This is a genomic window from Sorangium sp. So ce426, from assembly GCF_051475585.1.
Classification (GTDB): Bacteria; Myxococcota_A; Polyangia; order Polyangiales; family Polyangiaceae; genus Sorangium; species Sorangium cellulosum_B.
Window position 1 is genome coordinate 3,995,654 of sequence record NZ_CP150341.1, and the last position, 17,539, is coordinate 4,013,192.

General features: G+C 72.3%; 12 protein-coding genes. 9 read left to right on the forward strand and 3 right to left on the reverse strand.

Translation table 11 applies throughout. From position 1 onward, the window contains the following. Window positions 1-51 precede the first annotated feature (51 nt). The 4 genes from WMF44_RS14995 to WMF44_RS15010 all read left to right on the forward strand — a co-directional run bounded on the left by WMF44_RS14995 (window position 52) and on the right by WMF44_RS15010 (window position 7,601). Entirely contained in the window at window positions 52-2,451 is a 2,400-nt protein-coding gene (locus tag WMF44_RS14995) for a PAS domain-containing sensor histidine kinase (protein WP_437299799.1), read from the forward strand. Between the two features lie 398 nt (window positions 2,452-2,849). After that, the gene (gene ftsH / locus WMF44_RS15000) at window positions 2,850-4,586 is read left to right on the forward strand and encodes an ATP-dependent zinc metalloprotease FtsH (protein ID WP_437299800.1); all 1,737 of its coding nucleotides are present in this window, start codon (window positions 2,850-2,852) and stop codon (window positions 4,584-4,586) included. A gap of 502 nt (window positions 4,587-5,088) precedes the next feature. Continuing rightward, a complete protein-coding gene (locus WMF44_RS15005) occupies window positions 5,089-6,225 on the forward strand; it encodes a D-alanine--D-alanine ligase family protein (RefSeq protein ID WP_437299801.1) in 1,137 nt (378 codons plus the stop codon). Then, entirely contained in the window at window positions 6,222-7,601 is a 1,380-nt protein-coding gene (locus WMF44_RS15010; RefSeq protein WP_437299802.1) for a GNAT family N-acetyltransferase, read from the forward strand. The genes WMF44_RS15005 and WMF44_RS15010 overlap by 4 nt, the downstream gene beginning before the upstream one ends. A 46-nt stretch (window positions 7,602-7,647) precedes the next feature. Here the strand turns inward: WMF44_RS15010 and WMF44_RS15015 are convergent, their stop codons facing one another. After that, window positions 7,648-8,691, reverse strand: coding sequence for a serine/threonine protein kinase (locus WMF44_RS15015; protein WP_437299803.1), 1,044 nt, complete (start codon window positions 8,689-8,691; stop codon window positions 7,648-7,650). A 173-nt stretch (window positions 8,692-8,864) separates the two neighbouring features. Between WMF44_RS15015 and WMF44_RS15020 the strand changes: the two genes are divergently transcribed. Further along, window positions 8,865-9,287, forward strand: a complete 423-nt coding sequence (locus WMF44_RS15020; protein WP_437299804.1) for a tellurite resistance TerB family protein — start codon at window positions 8,865-8,867, stop codon at window positions 9,285-9,287. 762 nt (window positions 9,288-10,049) lie between these two features. Beyond that, the gene (locus WMF44_RS15025) at window positions 10,050-10,934 is read left to right on the forward strand and encodes a serine/threonine-protein kinase (protein ID WP_437301565.1); all 885 of its coding nucleotides are present in this window, start codon (window positions 10,050-10,052) and stop codon (window positions 10,932-10,934) included. A 9-nt stretch (window positions 10,935-10,943) separates the two neighbouring features. Here WMF44_RS15025 and WMF44_RS15030 read toward each other — a convergent pair whose 3' ends face one another. Then, a complete protein-coding gene (locus tag WMF44_RS15030; protein WP_437299805.1) occupies window positions 10,944-12,161 on the reverse strand; it encodes a hypothetical protein in 1,218 nt (405 codons plus the stop codon). Between the two features lie 248 nt (window positions 12,162-12,409). On the opposite strand from WMF44_RS15030, the gene WMF44_RS15035 reads away from it, so the two are divergent. From WMF44_RS15035 to WMF44_RS15045, 3 genes are all read left to right on the forward strand, one after another. Beyond that, window positions 12,410-13,522, forward strand: coding sequence for an S-(hydroxymethyl)glutathione dehydrogenase/class III alcohol dehydrogenase (locus WMF44_RS15035; protein ID WP_437299806.1), 1,113 nt, complete (start codon window positions 12,410-12,412; stop codon window positions 13,520-13,522). Window positions 13,523-13,766: 244 nt separating this feature from the next. Continuing rightward, window positions 13,767-15,314 carry an aminopeptidase gene (locus tag WMF44_RS15040; protein ID WP_437299807.1) on the forward strand — a complete coding sequence of 516 codons (1,548 nt, stop codon included), beginning with the start codon at window positions 13,767-13,769 and terminating at the stop codon, window positions 15,312-15,314. Window positions 15,315-15,641: 327 nt separating this feature from the next. Continuing rightward, window positions 15,642-16,358 (forward strand): type II toxin-antitoxin system RatA family toxin, encoded by a 717-nt coding sequence (locus WMF44_RS15045; protein WP_437299808.1) that lies wholly within the window; start codon window positions 15,642-15,644, stop codon window positions 16,356-16,358. A 31-nt stretch (window positions 16,359-16,389) separates the two neighbouring features. Here WMF44_RS15045 and WMF44_RS15050 read toward each other — a convergent pair whose 3' ends face one another. Then, complete coding sequence (locus WMF44_RS15050) at window positions 16,390-17,445, reverse strand: aldo/keto reductase (RefSeq protein WP_437301566.1); 1,056 nt, start codon at window positions 17,443-17,445, stop codon at window positions 16,390-16,392. Window positions 17,446-17,539 lie beyond the last annotated feature (94 nt).

Consider the following 17,539-nt stretch of genomic DNA (forward strand, 5'->3'; position numbering starts at 1 on the left):
AAGCCCCGCTTTCCCGGTGGCTCGGTACTATGCTCCGGCCGGGAGGACCCGATGAACGACGGGGCGATGGTGCCTTCGAGCGGTGCACGACGCGGTGTCGCCGTCGCGGCGACCTGCTCGTTCGCCCTGGGGTGCGTGGCCTTGCTCGGTTGGTGGATCGGGTCGACCGCCCTCATCTCCATCGCGGACGGCCTGCCGAGCATGGTGCCCAACACCGCCGCCGCCCTCGTCCTGGCGGGGGTGTCGCTCTGGGCGCTGGGCGCGCGAGACGGCCCGGCGGCGATCCGCCGGCTGGGACGGGTGTGCGCCGCCGTCGTCCTCGCGTTCGGCGTCGTGGTCCTCGCGCAGTACGTCTTCGCGTGGGATCTCGGCTTCGATCGCCTGCTGCTCTCGGGGCGCGTGGATTTCCCGGGCGCGTTCCCCGGCCGGTCCTCACCGAACACCGCGCTCTGCTGCATCCTGATCGGCCTCTCGCTCCTCTCGCTGCCCGTGAAGACGCGGCGAGCGTGCCTTCTCTTGGAGTGGAGCGCGCTCCTGGCCGCGGCGTTCGCCGCGACCGCGCTGACCGGTTATGTGTTCGGCGTCGGCTACTTCTATGGGCTGCCGCCGCTCCTGCCGTTCACGGGCATGGCGCTCCACACCGCGCTCGCCTTGGTCGCCCTCTGCGCCGGGCTCCTCATGGCGCGGCCCGATTGCATGGTGCTCTCCACGCTGACGGCCAAGGGGCCCGGAGGCGTCCTGCTGCGGCGCCTCCTGCCCTACATCGTCCTCATTCCGCTCGCGATCGGCCGTCTCTTCCTGCTCGGCGCGGATATCGGGGCTTACCCCATCGCGGCGTCGTTCTTGTTCGCCTCCGCCATCACGACGCTCCTGCTCGGGGCCATGCTCTGGGTCAGCGCGGCGCGCATGAACCTCCTCGACGAGGCGCGGCAGCGCGCCGAGGAGGCGCGGGCCTTCCTCGCGACCGTCGCGCAGGCCTCGGACGACGCCGTGATCGGCACCTCCCTCGACGGGACCATCCTGAGCTGGAACCGGGCGGCGGAGCGCCTTTACGGCTACGACGCCTGCGAGGTGATCGGGAAGAAGCTCCCCGTCCTGGGCCCGCCCGAGCGCGCCCGCGAGGCGGAGGCCATCCTCGCGCGCCTGCGCCGCGGCGAGCGCGTCGAGCGCTACGAGATCGTGAGCCGGACCAAGGGCGGGGAGAGCATCCATATCGAGGTCGCGGTGTCGTCGATCGTGGACGCGTCGGGCCGCGTCACCGGCGTCTCGACGATCTGCCGCGACATCGGGCGCCGCAAGGCGATGGAGGCCGAGATCGCGAGCGCTCACGAGGCGGAGCGGCGTATCCGCCGGGCCGAGGCGAACGAGCGAAAGCGCCTCGAGGCGGTCGTCGAGCAGCTGCCTGAAGCGGCGATCCTGGTCGACGCCAAGGGGCGCCTCATCAGCTGCAACAAGCTCGCGCTCCAGTACGCGTCGAGCTCCGTGGACGAGCCCGATCCCTGGGGCAACCGGCTGCGTTTCGAGCACAGGACGCCGGCGGGAGAGCCCCTCGTCTGGGACGAGCGCCCGCTGATCCGGGCCCTTCAGCGCGGGGAGGTCGTGGCGGGCGTCGAAGGGCTCTTGCGGCGCGCCGACCGGGGCCTCGTCCCGGTGCTGGTCAGCGCGGCGCCGGTGCGCTCGGACGACGGTGAGCTCCAGGGCGCCGTCGCCGTCTTTCAGGACATCTCGGCGCTCAAGGAGATGGAGCGGCAGCGTCAGGAGTGGATCGGCGTCATCGCTCACGATCTCCGCCAGCCCATCCAGGTCATCGCGACCGCGAGCCAGCTCCTGGGTCGCGCGGCCGGCGAGAAGCCCGTCGCGGACTGCCGAAAACAGCTCGACAGGATCACCTCGTCCATCGAGCGGCTGCGCCGCATGATCGACGACCTCCTCGACGCCTCGCGGATCGAGGCGCGGCAGCTCACGCTGGATCGTTCGCCGGTGAATCTGCGCGCGCAGCTCGGCGAGATCCTCGAGAAGTCGGCCGAGGTGACCGCGGGCCACGCCCTGCGCCTGGAGGTGAACGGCGATGTGCCGGCCGTCCTGGCGGACCCCGGGCGGCTGGAGCAGATCGTCACCAACCTGCTCTCCAACGCGGCCAAGTACGGTCGACCCGAGGGCGACATCGCGGTCACCGTCGGCGCAGAGCGGGCCAGCGCGCACATCGCGGTGACCAACTGGGGCGGCGGTATCCCGGAGGCGTCGCTCCCGTACCTGTTCAAGCGCTTCTCGCGCGCGCCCGAGGCCGATCCGCGCAGCGTCCGCGGCGTCGGTCTCGGCCTCTACATCACGAAGGGCCTCGTCGAGGCCCACGGGGGCACGATCTCCGTCGAGAGCAGCCCTGGCGGCGCGACGACATTCCGCTTCTCGCTGCCGCTCGCGCCCGAGTTCGCGCGAGCCGCCGGGGCGTAGCGCGCAGGTTGCCCCTCTCTGCCCCCTCTCTCCTGGTTCCTGCTCCACCGGCGACCTCACCCCGAGAAGGGGGCTACCAGGCGAGCTCGTCAATCCGCGCTCGGCGAGCTCGTCAATCGATCCTCCCAATCCTCCCAACATCGAATAGACGTTCATCCTGCCGCTGTCCGTTCTCCGTAGTCCGTTTTGCGCTGCTGCCATCCTTTCGCAGGTTTCTACGGCTCAGATCGTCAGAATGATGGCAGAAGGAACTTCCTGAGGTTCGTATCCTTGCTACACCTGAGATCCGCTCCGGCCCGACGCCGGAGCAGTGAGGTGGCGCAGCAGTGAATTCCTGGTTCTTGCAGGTGAGTAAGCGGCTGGGGCCCGCGGGGCGCCGGCTTTGGTTGCTTGGGTTCATGGGGGTGGTGCTTGCGGTCACGCTCGGGCTCGCGCTTCGCGCGGCGCGCGAGTCGTCCACGCAGCGTACGGCGACCTACACCGAGCTCCTCCAGATCGCGCAGGCGGGGCAGGCGACCGCGGTCGAGGTGAGCGGGGATCGCTTCCTCGTGCGTCAGGCGGGCGGCGCCGTGGTGACGGCCGTCGTCGACGAGCCGACGCTCCGGCAGGAGCTGGTCTCCCGGTTCGCGGGCGCCGGCGCCTCGGTCGACTTCGCCTCCCGGGAGGATCCGTCGCACGCCGCGTCCGCGGTGCTCCCGGTGGTCGTGCTGGCCGCGGTCGGCTTCGCGCTCTTCACGGTGAGCCGGCGGCGCAGCCCGAAGGTCTTCTCCGACGTGAAGGCCGGGGCGGCGCGGGCGGCGGTGCGCTTCGCCGACGTCGCGGGGATGCACGAGGTCAAGCAGGAGCTCGCCGAGACGGTCGAGTTCCTGAAGAGCCCCGATCGCTTCGCGCGCCTGGGTGGCCGCCCGCCGCGCGGCGTGCTGCTGACGGGCGAGCCCGGGACCGGCAAGACGCTGCTCGCGCGCGCCGTCGCGTGCGAGGCGGGCGTGCGGTTCCTCTCGGCGTCGGGGTCGAGCTTCCAGGAGATGTTCGTCGGCGTGGGCGCCTCCCGCGTCCGCGCGCTCTTCGCCGAGGCGCGCAAGTCCGCGCCGTGCATCGTCTTCATCGACGAGATCGACGCCGTGGGGCGGGCTCGCGCGAAGGGGCACGGCGACTCCGCCTCCGCGGAGCACGACCAGACGCTGAACCAGCTGCTCGTCGAGATGGATGGGTTCGACCACGAGACCGGCATCGTGGTCATCGCGTCGACCAACCGCGCCGACATGCTCGATCCGGCGCTGCTCCGGCCGGGGCGCTTCGACCGCAAGGTCACCGTGCCGCTCCCCGACGTGCGCGGCCGCGAGGAGATCCTCAACGTCCACGCCGGGCCGATCCCGCTCCAGGGGGAGGTCGATCTCGGCTACATCGCCCGCGGCACGCCGGGCTTCTCGGGCGCCGACCTGGCCAACCTCCTGAACGAGGCGGCCATCCTCGCGGCCCGCGAGGGCGCCGACGCGGTGGACCCGACGCACATCGACCGCGCGCGCGACCGGGTGCTCATGGGGCTCGAGCGCAAGGGGGTGCTCGTCGACGAGGACGAGCGTTATGCGACCGCCGTCCACGAGGCCGGGCACGTCGCTGTCGGGCTCCTCGCGCCGAGCTGCGATCCGGTGCACAAGGTGTCGATCCTGCCGCGGGGCCGCGCGCTCGGCGTGACCCAGGCGCTGCCCGAGAAGGATCGGCTGATGTACCGGAAAGAGTACCTCGAGGATCAGATCTGCATGCTGATGGGCGGCCGCGCCGCCGAGATGGTCGTCCTCGGGACGATGACGGCGGGCGCCTCGGACGACATCCAGCGCGCCTCGACGATCGCGTGGAAGATGGTCGCGGAGCTCGGCATGAGCCACCTCGGCCCCATCTGCGTCGGCGACGGGCACCCCTCGCGGAGCCCGGCCCTGCTCGACCGGGTCGACGAGACGGCGCGGGCGCTCACGGAAGCGCAGCTCTCGCGCGCCATCGAGATCGTGAGGTCCCGGCGCGGCGAGATCGAGGCGCTCGTCAGGGCGCTCCTCGAGAAGGAGACGCTCGGCATGGACGAGATCCAGGCCTGTTTCCCGGCCGATCGCAGGCCGCGCCCCGAAGGCCAGGCCGCCTGACCGACAGAGGCTCGAGGGCGCCGGAAAGGGAAGTCCTTTTCAGGCGTCCTCGGCGGCAGGCCGCCCGCTCGCCGCGAGCGCGTCCGGCGCTCTCCCCTCTCGCCGCCGGACTCGACCCTTCCCCCTGCAGCCCAGCCGTCTCCTCTCGTCTCCGACGCTCCCGCGCGTGTGGCTGGCGTGTGAAGAGCCTGTTGTCCGAGATACGTTGTGCTCGGAAAGCTCGCTTCCCGGCCGCGCGCGCCGGATCCGATCCGGCGCGGGGCTTTGAGCCGCGCTGCGTCGCGCCTTCCTTTCCGTCCAGACAGGCAAATCTCCCCTTGCGATTGCCGGGCAAGCTGGTGAAGTGTGGCCACTTGCATGCATGGATTCCGTTTCGTTCGCGTGTCTCTCGACAGGGTAACGTCTCCGCGTTCGCCGATGGCCAGGCCTCTCTCCGGCCGCTCCCTGAGCCCGGCGCGGCCGTCGCGGGCTCCCCTGCTCCGCGCAGGCTCGGAGGCGTGCGGTGCCTGAGCCTCGGATACTGATCCTGTCCAACAGAGATCCGGAGGAAGCCGTCGACGAGCCGCCACTTGCGCAGCGGGTGGGGAGCGGGCGGCTCCGGCTCGGTCGCGAGGACGGCAGCGCGGTGGTCGCGGAGAGCGTGCTCGCGGCCCTCGCCGCGGCCCCGGGCGTGCGCGTGGCGCACCGGCCCGTGCTCCGGCCGAGCGAGGTGCTCGCGGCCATCGGTGACCATCGCCCGGACGTGATCTTCAACCTGTGCGAGGCGCTCGACGGCGACAGCCGCCACGAGGTCATGTGCGCGTGGCTGCTCGCGGGGCTCGATCTCCGCTTCACGGGCAGCGATCACGTCGCGCTCCGGAGCTGCCTGCACAAGGCCGAGGCGAACCGGATCCTCGCGCGCGCCGGCGTGCGCGTGCCGGCGACGGTGCGGGTCGAAGGCCCGGATCGCATCCCGGAGGTCGCGTTCCCGGTCATCGTCAAGCCGGAGCGCGAGGACGGCTCGATGGGCATCGATCGTGGCTCGGTCGTCCACGATCGCCGGGCGCTCCGCGACCAGGTCGCCGCGGTCGTCGCGCAGTGCCGCCAGCCGGTGGTGGTGCAGCGTTACGTGCACGGGCGGGAGATCTCGGTCTCGCTGCTCGGGTGGCCGACGCCGCGCGTGCTGCCGCCCGGCGAGGTCACGTTTCAGGGCCTGCCAGAGGGGCACCCGCACGTGGTCACGTACGAGTCGAAGTGGCGCCCGGAGACCGCCGCGTCGGCCGGGACGCCCTCCTCGGCGGCGGTGCTGCGGCCGCTCGAGCTGCGCCGGGTCGTCGCCGTGGGCCGCCGCGCGTTCGAGGTGCTCGGCCTGCGCGACTACGGCCGCGTGGACGTGCGGCTCGACGAGCGCGGCACGCCGCACGTCATCGACGTCAACCCGAACTGCGATCTCTCGCCGGACGCCGGCTTCGCGCGGGCGGCGGCGCGCGCCGGCCTGACGTACGCCGACGTCGTCTGGGAGATCCTCCGCGCGGCGCTCGCCCGCGGCGCGCGCCACGACGATCTGCTCCGCGCGCGGGGCCGCGCGCCGGCGCGCGGCCGCGCCGCGGCGCGCTCCGCTGCCCGCGGCGCCCTCGCCGCCGCGCCCGAGGCGCCGTGATCACCCAGCGCGGCCTCCGCGCGGAAGACCGGCCGCTCATCGCCGCGCTGCTCGAGTCGGTCCCGGCGTTCACCGACGACGAGCGCGCGGTGGCGCTGGAGCTCGTCGACGTGACGCTCGGCCAGCCTTCGACGGACGGTAATGGCTACAGGTTCGTGCTGAGCTTCCAGGGCGCCCCGGGCGGGGACGGGGCGCCGCGGCTCCTCGGGTACCTCTGCTACGGCCGCACGCCGATGACGCAGTCCACGTACGACCTGTACTGGATCGCGACCTCGCCCGATTTCGCCCGGTCGGGGGTGGCGCGGGGGCTCGTGGCCACGATGGAGAGCGAGATCGCGCGCGAGGGCGGCGGCCTCGTGCGCGTGGAGACGGGCAGCCGGGAGGGGCACGGCGCGGCGGTGCGCTTCTACGACGCGGTGCAGTTCACGCGGGCGGCGGTCCTCGCCGACTTCTACGCGCCGGGCGACGATCTCATGATCTACACGAAGCGGGTCGCCCCGGCGCGCGCCTCGGCGGCGCCCTCGGCCGGCGAGGCGCCGGCGCGCGGCGAGGGGCCCGCGCGCGGCGACGCGCCCGCGCGCGGCCATACGCCGCCGGCCGAGCTTGCGCTCTACGACGCGGCGTTCGGCTACCGCGACTACGCCGCCGAGCGCGACTTCCTGCTCGCGTGCGCGCGCCGCTTCGGCGGCCGCCCGGTGCAGCGCGTCCTCTCGTGGGCCTGCGGGCCCGCGCGGCACCTGGAGGCCTTCGCGGAGCTCGGCGTCGGCTGCTCCGGCGCGGACGGCTCGGCGGCGATGATCGCCTTTGCGGAGCGCGCCGCGGGCGCCCGCGGCGCCGGGGCGTGCATCCGCTTCTCGTGCGCGGAGCTCGACGAGCGCCCGGACGTCGCGCCGGTCGATCTCTCGTTCGTGCCGCTCTCGGCGATCCACCAGCTGGCCACGCCGGCGGCGCTCGAGCGCCACCTCCGGCTCGCCGCCTCGCTGCTCCTGCCGGGCGGCGTCCACGTCATCGAGGCGACCCACCCCGCCGATCTCACGCCGTCCGGCGTGAACAGGACGGAGTGGACCGAGCTGCGCGGCGAGCAGTCGATCGACGCGCGGTTCCGCATCCACATCGAGCGGTCGACGCCCGATCGCGTCGTGCCCGTGACCCTCGAGGTGGTGCGCTCGGCCCGGCGCAACGGCGGCGCGCCGAGGGAGCTCTCGTCGATCCGGCAGGAGGCGACGTGGTACGTCCCGGACCTCGCCGGGTGGCGGCGCGTCGCGGAGCGGGTGCCGGAGCTCTCGCTGGTGGCGACGCTCGGCGACTTCAACGTCGACGTGCCGTTCGAGCACGCCGCGGCGTGGCGGCTGATCCTGGTGCTGAAGCGCCGCTGATCGATCGACGCCGCGCGCGCGCCCGCGGCGGGCGCCTACAGCGGGTTCAATTCATGTCCCAGAAGTACTTGCCCCCGCTCGGCGGCGGCTCGTCCGCGCCGCCGCCGGGGCCGCCCGTGTCTCCGGCGCGCGTCAGCTGGAGCACCTCCTCGAGCGAGCTCGCCTCCTCGCGCCAGTACGCCTCCGTGCCGAAGTGCGGAAAGGTCCTCGGGAAGATGGGGTCGTGCCATCGCCGCGCGATCCACGCCGCGTAGTGGATCATGCGGAGCCCTCGGAGCGGCTCGATCAGCCCGAGGGTCGAGCGGTCGAAGCGGCGGAGCTCCTCGTAGCCCTCGATGAAGAGCTCGCGCTGCTGCCGGGCGGCCTCGTCGCGGCCGGGGAGGAGGAGCCACAGGTCCTGCACGGCGGGGCCGACGACCATGTCGTCGAAGTCGAGCACGCGGAGCGCGCCGTCGCGCAGGAGCAGGTTGCCCGGGTGCAGATCGCCGTGGATGCGGTGCACGTCGACGCCGCGCAGGCGCTCCTCGGCCGCGTCCGCGACGGCGCGCGCGGCCGCGAGGTACCGCCGCTCGACGGCCGCGGGGATGAGCTTGCGCTCGACGAGCCAGCCGAGGTCCTCGCGCGCGTAGGTGTCGGCGGAGAGCCGGACGCGGTGCTCGGCGGCGCTGGCCGCGCCCACGTTGTGGATGCGGGCGGCGAGCCTGCCGAGGCGCACGAACAGCTCGTCGCCGAGCTCGTCGGGGGCGCGGCCGCCCATGCGCTCGAAGAGGCAGTACGGGATGTGGTCGATCTGCTTGAGCGTCTCGCCGTCGGGGAACGGGCGCGTCGGGCAGACGGGGATCTCCGCGTCCGCGAGCTCCGCGAGGAACCGGTGCTCCTCGAGGATCTGCTCCCGCGTCCAGCGCCCCGGCCGGTAGAACTTGGCGATGACGCGGGTGCGATCCTCGCGCTCGACCTCGTAGACGCGGTTCTCGAACGAGTTCAGCGGGTAGCAGACGCGGTTGCAGTGGACGCCCGCGGCCTCGACGGCCTCGATCACCTTGTGCGGCGTCAGCGACAGGAAGAGGTCGGTCGGGGTGGTGGTGCTCATGGTGCGGAGAGTTGAGCACCGACCGGCGTCGCGCTCGACGAGAACTTTCGCCGCGCGCTCCTGGAAGTCCTCGCCCGCGCGGCGAGCGCCGTTACGCGCGGCGAGCGCCTTTACTGAGCGGGCTCAGGGGCGTTGTGTCAAGCGCGGCCGTGGTACGCTATCCTGAGGACCTCATGATGGAAGAAACGCAGCTTTCGTTTCGTCACCTCGAGATCAGCAGGCTCGAGGCGATGGTCGAGATCATGTTCCTCGCAGCATACGCTGACGGATCCATCAACGACGCCGAGCGCGCCGAGCTCGCGCGGCACGTGGCGGCCATGAGCGATGGTCGTGTCGGGGCCGACGTCGTCGAGTCGCTCATCTCCATCATCGAGCGCTCGGTGCGCGACGAGGGCAGGAGCGGCCGCTTCGCGGCGCTGCGCGTCCGCCTGCCCGACGTGCGGATGCGCGAGGCCGCGATCGAGCTGGCCGTCCGCCTCGTGGCCGCCGACGGCGTGATCCACGAGAGCGAGCACGCGCTGCTCGTCGAGGCGGCCAGGGCCCTCGAGGTGCCTATCGCGTTCAAGGGGCGCGTCGTGCCCGGCTCCGCCCGCTGAGCGGCGCGAGGGGCGAACCGGGCCGCGGCGATCCCGGCGCGCGGCCCTGTGGGGGCCTCGCTGCCTATCGGGTGATCCTGACCGACATCCGCTGTCGATGTACCCGTCGAGCGCCTGTGTGGCGCGCAGGGAATGCGTCGTGCGACGACCGTTGCGCCGACGGATCGGTCGCGCGCTCGTCCCGGGACCGCGCCGGCGGACGACGCGCCGCGGCCGCGGAAGACGCGCGCGCCGGTCGCGGCGGACGGCGCGCGGCCCCGGGGCGAGCCGATGGCCGCGGGCCCCGGATCTGATGTCTCCACACCGCAATCCCGGCGCCGCGGCGGGCGGGAAAGAGGCGGATCTGCGGCGATTTTCATCGGCCTGCTCCTTGCAGCACACGTGGGCAAGGACATGGACAGCCACCGAACTGACAGCTCCACGACGCCACATGGCGGCTCGATGGATCCCGCGTCGAATCGATCCCGCCCCCCGAGCGGGGGCCGAGCCTCTCAGCGTGCGTACCGCTCGCCGCGGTCTCCGCGCTGGCCCTCGTCTCACCGCCCTCCGTTCGAGCCCGTCGACCTCCGGACGTCGGGCCGCCTGTCGCGGCCGTCCGGCTCGACCTTCCGTCACGGCGGGGACGTCGCGCCGCTGGAGACGCCGAGCGACGCTCCGGCCACCCCGGCCAGCGTACCGCCCGCCACGCTGCGGACCGGGCTTGCCGGAGCGCCCCCCGCCGCCGCCCTGGCGGTTCCCGCGAACGACCCGTGCTCCGCCGCGCTGCGGCGCTACGCCCCAGGCGACGTCCTCGGGGGGCGCTATCGCCTCACAGAGCTCCTCGGAGAGGGCAGCATGGGCGCCGTGTGGAAGGCGCGGAATCTCTCCCTGAGCCTCGATGTCGCGCTGAAGCTCATCCGTCGCGACTGCGCCGTCCCCGAGGCCGCCTCGCGGCTGATCCGGGAGGCGCAGGCGACGGCGCGGGTGTCGCATCGCGCCGCGGTGCGGATCTTCGATCTCTGCTTCACGGAGGAGGGAGAGCCGTTCGCGGTGATGGAGCTCCTCCAGGGCCGGTCGCTCGCCCAGGCGCTCGCCGAGTCGGGCGCGATGTCGCCCATCTCCGCGGTCCAGCTGCTCCTTCCCGTGATCGGCGCGCTCGGCGCGGCGCACGGCGCGGGGGTCGTGCACCGGGACGTGAAGCCGGCGAACATCGTCCTCGTGCGCGAGGGCCGCCGCACGGTCCCCAAGCTGATCGACTTCGGGATCGCGTTCACCGCGGCGGGCGACGAGCGGAGGGAAACGCTGGTCGGGAGCCCGGCCTACATGGCGCCCGAGCAGGTCCGCGGCGGGCAGGAGTCGGACGCGCGCGCCGACGTGTGGAGCGCGTGCGTCGTGCTCTACGAGCTCGTGAGCAGCCGCCGCCCGTTCGGCGGCCCGAGCAGCATCTCCATCGTGCACGACGTGCTGCGCGTCGCCCCGCCGCGCCCGGAGGCCCTCGAGCTGCACCCGCGGCTCTGGGAGATCATCGAGCGCGGCCTGGCCAAGGACCCTGACGGGCGCTTCACGACCATGGCGGCGCTCGGCCGCGCGCTGGCCCAGTGGGCGATCGCGGCCGGGGTCGCCCACGACGTGACGGGCGCGTCCCTCGTCGACTACTGGCTGTCGTGAGAGGGGCTCTCAGTACGTCACGCCGCAGCCCTTCGCGTCGGCGAAGGCCTTGATCGTCTGGAGCTCGGCCGTTGTCGCGTCGCTGTAGGCCCAGCTGATCGCGCCCGCGTATCCCCGGCTGTACCAGCTCTCCAGGAGCGTCGGCAAAGCGGCCGTCGCCAGGCCGGCGATCGGGAAATCCCCCATGATGACGGGCTTGTCGGTGATGCCGTAGTCCTCGGGCGACTGGTTGTAGGGCCAGTACAGGTTGACCCGGTCGTTGATATGAAAGGTGTAGAAATCGACGTCGGTGTTGCGCCAGGACCGCGCCCACTTCATCGACGCCGAGCCGATCGTGACGAGCGCCGTGCTCTCCGCGCGCAGCGCCCGGATGGCCTCGTCGAGGAACGCCGCCATCTGCGCGTGCTCGATCGGATCCACCTGGGCGTCGGGCTCGTAGCGAGGGCCGTCGTCCGGGCTCGATCCGGTCATGGCCAGCTCGGGCTCGTTGATCACGTCCCACGCGACCATCCGGTGCCGGTGGGGGCTCTGCGCCACGGCCCTGGCGATCGGCCGGACGACCTTGTCGATCAGCTTCGCGCGCCGCTTTGCGTCCTTCACGATGGGGGTGATACCGACGGTCTTCACGTCGGCGTCGAGCCGCGTCGGGTGGAAGTTGTCGAAGGAGAACAGGCAGAACACCAGGTTGACGTCCGCCTGCTCGGCGAGCTCGAGCGCCTTCTGGACGTCGCGCCGCGTCGTCCCGCCGAGGCCGGTCGGGTTCTCGCTCGTGTCGAAGACGACGCTCTCGCCCCGGATCTCCGGCAGCATCCACCACCGCACGACGCTCGCCCCGTGAGCACGGATGTCGGCGAGGTTCTTCGCGTGCGTCTCCGCCTCGGCCGCGACGCCGCGCTTGTCCCACGCGGCGATGCCGCCGAAGTCGCCGGCGAAGTTGTGCCACGCGTAGTTCATTCCGAACATGAAGCGCTTCTTGCAGCCGATCGTGATACCGGCGCTCTCGGCGGGGCACTCGTCGACACACTCCATGGTGTCGATCGGCGCGCCTCCCTGTCCACCGTGGCCCCCCTCGGAGGAAGCGCTCTCGCCGCCGCCGCCGCCGTCGCCGCCAGCGCCCTTGCCGGCCGCCCCGCCAGCTGGCGGGCTCTCGCCGGTGCAGGCGACGAGGACCAGCGCGGCTGTTGCGATGAGCGCGCGGAGACCCGGTGGGCAACGGAGTGTGTTCATGAGGACAGCGGGGTGATCGTACGCGTGCTGTCACGCGAACGCCATCCTCGGGTGGCGGCGCGGGCAGCGAGCGGGCTGCGCGATGCGGCCAGGCAGGGCGGCGCAATGCGGGCAGGCTGGACGGCGGGCGAGGCGGCGCGGCGCCGGCGGGGTTCCCCTTGAAACCTGCTTCCCCGCCCGGCTATGGGAGGGGCTCGGGCGCCGCTCGGGCCCCGAACGCCCCGCTTGCGGGAGGAGAACCACCGATCATGAAAGCGCGCGCAGCCGTGGCCCACAAGGCCGGCGAGAAGCTGACGGTCGAGGACGTCCAGGTGGAGGGCCCTCGCGAGGGCGAGGTCCTCATCGAGATCAAGGCGACGGGCGTCTGTCACACCGACGCTTACACGCTCTCAGGCAAGGATCCGGAGGGGCTCTTCCCCGCGATCCTCGGCCATGAGGGCGCGGGCGTCGTCGTCGACGTCGGGCCGTCCGTGAAGAGCCTCAAGAAAGGCGATCACGTGATTCCCCTCTACACGCCCGAGTGCCGGCAGTGCTCTTATTGCACGAGCGGAAAAACCAACCTCTGCCAGGCCATCCGCGCCACGCAGGGGCGCGGGCTCATGCCGGACGGAACGAGCCGATTCTCGATCGGCAAGGAGCGGATTCACCATTACATGGGCACGTCGACCTTCTCGAGCTTCACCGTCCTGCCCGAGATCGCCGTCGCCAGGATCCGCGAGGACGCGCCGTTCGACAAGGTCTGTTATATCGGCTGCGGCGTGACGACGGGTATCGGCGCCGTCATCAACACCGCGCAGGTGAGGCCCGGCGACAACGTCGTGGTCTTCGGCCTCGGCGGCATCGGGCTGAACGTGATCCAGGGCGCCCGGATGGCCGGCGCCGACATCATCGTCGGCGTCGACATCAACCCGAAGCGCCGCGAGCTGGCCGAGAGGTTCGGCATGACCCACTTCGTCAACCCGAGCGAGGTGGCGGGGGATCTCGTGCCCTACCTCGTCGATCTGACCCGGGGCGGCGCCGATTTCAGCTTCGAGTGCATCGGCAACGTCAAGGTGATGCGCCAGGCGCTCGAGTGCTGCCACAAGGGCTGGGGGACGAGCATCATCATCGGCGTCGCGGGGGCCGGCGAGGAGATCGCCACGCGCCCCTTCCAGCTCGTCACCGGGCGCGTCTGGAAGGGCACAGCGTTCGGCGGCGCCAGGGGGCGCACCGACGTTCCCAAGATCGTCGACTGGTACATGGAGGGCAAGATCAAGATCGACGAGCTGATCACCCACACGATGCCGCTCGACGACATCAATCACTCCTTCGACCTCATGCACGAAGGCGAGTCGATCCGCAGCGTCGTGCTCTTCTCCTGAAGCGGCGCGGCGCTCGACGCCGGCCGCCTCGCGCGTGACCGCAGGGGCGGACGAGCGCGCCAGGCCGCTCGGCGCGCGGGCATGGCGCACGCCGAGCGCGGCGCGTGCGGCGCGTGCGGCATGCCTGCGCGCCATGCCCGCGCGACAGCCTGCTCTTCGGGGCGCATGTCGGTGCCGTGTCGGTGCCCTATCGGCGGCGACGGGTGCTGCAAAAATGCTGACCCATGTGACATCATTCGCCGCCATGGTCCATGTCACCTCCCTGGCGGGGCTGCCCGCCAACGCCCTCGCGGAGTCGAACGCGGCGATCGCGGCTTGCGATGCTGTCGTCCTCGTCGCGCCATCGCCCATCGCGAAGTACGCGGGGGGGCTCGGGTCCGCCGTGGGCGCGGTGGTCGAGGCTGCGGCGCGCGTCGACTCCGCGCTCGAGGGCAAGAGTGCTCCGCTCGTCCTGCCGGCGCCGGGGGTGCCTGGCGGGCGACTGGTGCTCGCGCCGATGGGGCCGCTCTCGGAGGACGTCGATGACGTCCGCTCCGTCGCGGAGGCCGCGGCGGCCGGCTTCGCGCGGGCGGTGGACGCGGGGGCGAGCCGGCCGCTGCTCGTCGTGCGCGCTCCGGTGGGCGCCGCGCCGCGGTTCGCGCGGGCCGTCGAGGTGGGCGCGCTCGCCGCGCTCGGGAGCCAGTGGACGCCGCTCGAGGCGCGGGAGGCGGAGATGGCCCCGCGCTCGGCCGAGTCGGTCGCGGTGCTCGGGCTGTCGGAGGCGCGCGCCCGCGAGATCGCGGCCATCGAGGTCGGCCGGGCGCTCTGCCGCGACATCACGGGCACCGAGCCGGAGCGGATGGCGCCCCGCCGCGTCGCCGAGATGTGCGAGGCGGCGTTCGCCAGGACGGGGGTGCTCGTCAAGATCGAGCGCAACGTCGATGACTATCCGCTCATCAGCGCGGTCTCGCGGGCGTCGCGGGTCGTCGAGCGGCACCGGCCGTGCGTCGTTCGGCTCGACTACAGGCCTCGCGGGGAGATCCGCCGAACGGTGCTGCTCGCGGGCAAGGGCGTCACCTACGACACGGGCGGCGTCGATCTGAAGACCGACGGGCTCATGGCCGGGATGTCCCGGGACAAGGGCGGCGCCGGCGCGGTCGCCGGCCTCGTGCGCGCGGCCGCGGCGCTCGGCCTGGAGGGCGTGCGCATCGTCGGGCTCCTCGGGCTCGTGCGCAACAGCATCGGCGAGGAGTCCTATGTGAGCGACGAGATCATCCGCAGCCGCGCCGGCGTGCGCGTCCGGATCGGCAACACCGACGCCGAGGGGCGCCTCATCCTGGCGGATCTGCTCGCGCTCGGGCGGGAGCTCGCCATGAGCGGCGCGCCGGATCCTATCGTGTTCTCCGTCGCGACGCTGACCGGGCACGTCTACCGCGCCCACGGGCCTTATACCGGCGCGATCGGCAACTCCGCCGCGCGGCCGGAGCTCGACAGGCTCGACGTCCTCGCGGAGCGCTGGGGCGAGCCGATGGAGCGCGCCCGGCCGCGGCGCGAGGACTACGCGTTCGTCGCGCCCCGGTCGAGCGCCGAGGACGTTGTCTCCTCGAACCGCCTCGCCTCGGTGCACACGCCGCGCGGGCACCAGTTCCCCTTCGCGTTCCTCGACATCGCCTCGGGGCTCAAGGGGGGGGCGCTGCCGTTCATCCACCTCGACATCGGCGGCGTCGGGGTCGAGTCGGCGGACTGGCAGTTCGGCCGCCCGACAGGCATCCCCATTCCGAGTCTGACAGCTTATCTCTCTGGCGAGTCCTAGGGGCTCACCCGCTTCGGATACGGGCCCACCTCGACGTTTTCGGTGCTCAGCGTACAAGAGTACGCTTCCGCGCCGAAAACGCCGATCTGGGCCCGTCTCCTGTGCGGGTGAGCCCCGCCGGCGTTTGGGTCGGGGGGAAGGAGGCGAGAGGCAGGAGGACGGGAAGGACCAGATGGGGGATCCGCGCTCTCGTGGAGAATCGGGAGCGCTCGATGGGCGGGTGATCCGTTCTTGGTGGCCGGGGTGGGGGCGGCCCGAGCGGATGTGTTGCGCGGTACCATCGGGGCGATGGGGGCGGCCGGCACGTCGCTGGCAAGCTGGGCCGTCATGCGGAGAACTCGCTCGACAACGACCGGCCATCGCGCACCGATCCCGCGCGCGCTCGCCGGGGGACTCGCCCTCGCGGCCACCGCCTGCAGCACGGGGGAACGGGGGATCAACCTGGATGTACCGCGCCTGCCGGCACACCGCGACAGAGGCGATGTCCTGCCGGCGAGCGACGGCGAGCAGGCCGAGCGCGCGCAGCCGGCGCCCGATACGACCGGGATCACGAGCATGGCAGTCCCGATCGGAAGCACCGGATTTGCGCGTGGACGGTCGACGGTGGTCGTGAAGGGCTCGCTGGAGCGCGTGCGCGCCGCGGTGCTCTCGTTCGAGCGTTATCCGGAGTTCATGCCGCACTACAAGAAGTGCCGCCTGCTCGGGCGCACGCCCGCGGGCGGGTGGGATCTCTACATGGAGGTCTCGGCCCTCTCGGGCGCGGTCACGATGTGGGCGCGCATCGAGATCCAGAAGCCGGTCGTCGAGGATGGCGTCGAGACGTACTCGTCCCGCTTCATCTCCGGCAATGTGCAAGATCTCCAGGCCACCTGGCGGCTCGAGAAGATCGACGCCCAGTCGACGCGCCTGTCCCTCGAGGTGTTCCTCCGGCCGAAGCTCCCGCTCCCGAAGAGCCTCCTCAACGCGGAGAACCTGGACGGCTCGGCGCGCGCCGTCGCGGCCATCCGGGCGCGCGTCGAGCAGGCGCAGGACGGGAACCGCTGACGCACGTCGGAGCGAGGCGGAGCGGCCGGCGTCACCTGCCCGAGGCGAGCCTCCGGACGGGGTTGGGCACGTCGAGCCGCGCCGCCGTAGCGCCGTAGACGACCCGCTCGGTGCCGGGATCGCCCAGGAACTCGTAGGGAAAGCCGAGCGGCACGCGGCTCGCCGCGTCGAGCCTCTCGAGCGCCGGGGCGGGCAGGACGACGTCGAGGCAGCCCAGGCAGTCCTGCATCTGCTCGGGCTTCCGGGCGCCGAGGATGGGGATCACCTGCGCCGGGCGCGACCTGAGCCACGCGAGGGCCACCTGCGCCGAGGAGCAGCCGAGCTCCTCGGCCACCGCGTCGACCGCGCGCGCGACGCGCAGGCCCCGCTCGTCCAGGCGCCCCTGGTTCATCGCCGCGCGCGCGGCGTCGTTGCCGCCACCCCGCGTGTACTTGCCCGTCAGCACGCCGCCGGCCATGGGCGCCCACGCGAGCACGCCCAGGCCGAGCCGGGACGCCATCGGGACGAGCTCCCGCTCCACCGTGCGCTCGATCAGGCTGTACTCGATCTCGATGCCGACGAACTGCGACCAGCCCCGGAGCTCGGCGATCGCGTTCGCCCGGGAGACGACCCACGCAGGCGCGTCGGACATGCCGACATAGAGCACCTTGCCCGCGCGCACCACGTCGTCGAGCGCGCGCATGAGCTCGGCCTCCGGCGTCGTCCAGTCCCACGCATGGACCCAGAGCAGATCGATGTAGTCCGTCCCCAGGCGCTTGAGGCTCGCCTCGACGGACTGGACAAGGTTCTTCCTGCCGTTGCCGCTCGCGCTCGGATCGGCGTCGTTCATGGAGAGCGAGTACTTGGTCGCGATGACCCACGCGCCGCGGTCTCCGCGGACGAGCTCACCGACGATCCGCTCGGCGCTGCCGTTCGTGTACTTGTTGGCGGTGTCGATGAAGTTGCCGCCGCGGGCGCGGTACGCCTCGAGGATGCCGCGGCACGCCTCGGCCGAGGCGCCGAAGCCCCAGTCCTCGCCGAAGGTCATGGTGCCAAGGCAGATCTCCGAGACCTTGAGCCCGCTGCCGCCGAGCAGCTTGTAACGCATGTCCATGGTCGTCCTCCTCGGGCGCAGTCGTCGCCCGGCGACCGGCAGCCTAGGGCGGGCGGGAAGGGCGCTATAGAACGCCGCTGCGCTCCCT

Excerpts from the sequence above, each read along its gene's own strand:
- WMF44_RS14995 (WP_437299799.1), top strand. The coding sequence starts at position 52 with ATGAACGACGGGGCGATGGTGCCTTCGAGCGGTGCACGACGCGGTGTC.
- ftsH (WP_437299800.1), top strand. The coding sequence starts at position 2,850 with ATGGGGGTGGTGCTTGCGGTCACGCTCGGGCTCGCGCTTCGCGCGGCG.
- WMF44_RS15015 (WP_437299803.1), bottom strand. The coding sequence starts at position 8,691 with ATGAGCACCACCACCCCGACCGACCTCTTCCTGTCGCTGACGCCGCAC.
- WMF44_RS15020 (WP_437299804.1), top strand. The coding sequence starts at position 8,865 with ATGATGGAAGAAACGCAGCTTTCGTTTCGTCACCTCGAGATCAGCAGG.
- WMF44_RS15030 (WP_437299805.1), bottom strand. The coding sequence starts at position 12,161 with ATGAACACACTCCGTTGCCCACCGGGTCTCCGCGCGCTCATCGCAACA.
- WMF44_RS15035 (WP_437299806.1), top strand. The coding sequence starts at position 12,410 with ATGAAAGCGCGCGCAGCCGTGGCCCACAAGGCCGGCGAGAAGCTGACG.
- WMF44_RS15040 (WP_437299807.1), top strand. The coding sequence starts at position 13,767 with ATGGTCCATGTCACCTCCCTGGCGGGGCTGCCCGCCAACGCCCTCGCG.
- WMF44_RS15045 (WP_437299808.1), top strand. The coding sequence starts at position 15,642 with ATGCGGAGAACTCGCTCGACAACGACCGGCCATCGCGCACCGATCCCG.
- WMF44_RS15050 (WP_437301566.1), bottom strand. The coding sequence starts at position 17,445 with ATGCGTTACAAGCTGCTCGGCGGCAGCGGGCTCAAGGTCTCGGAGATC.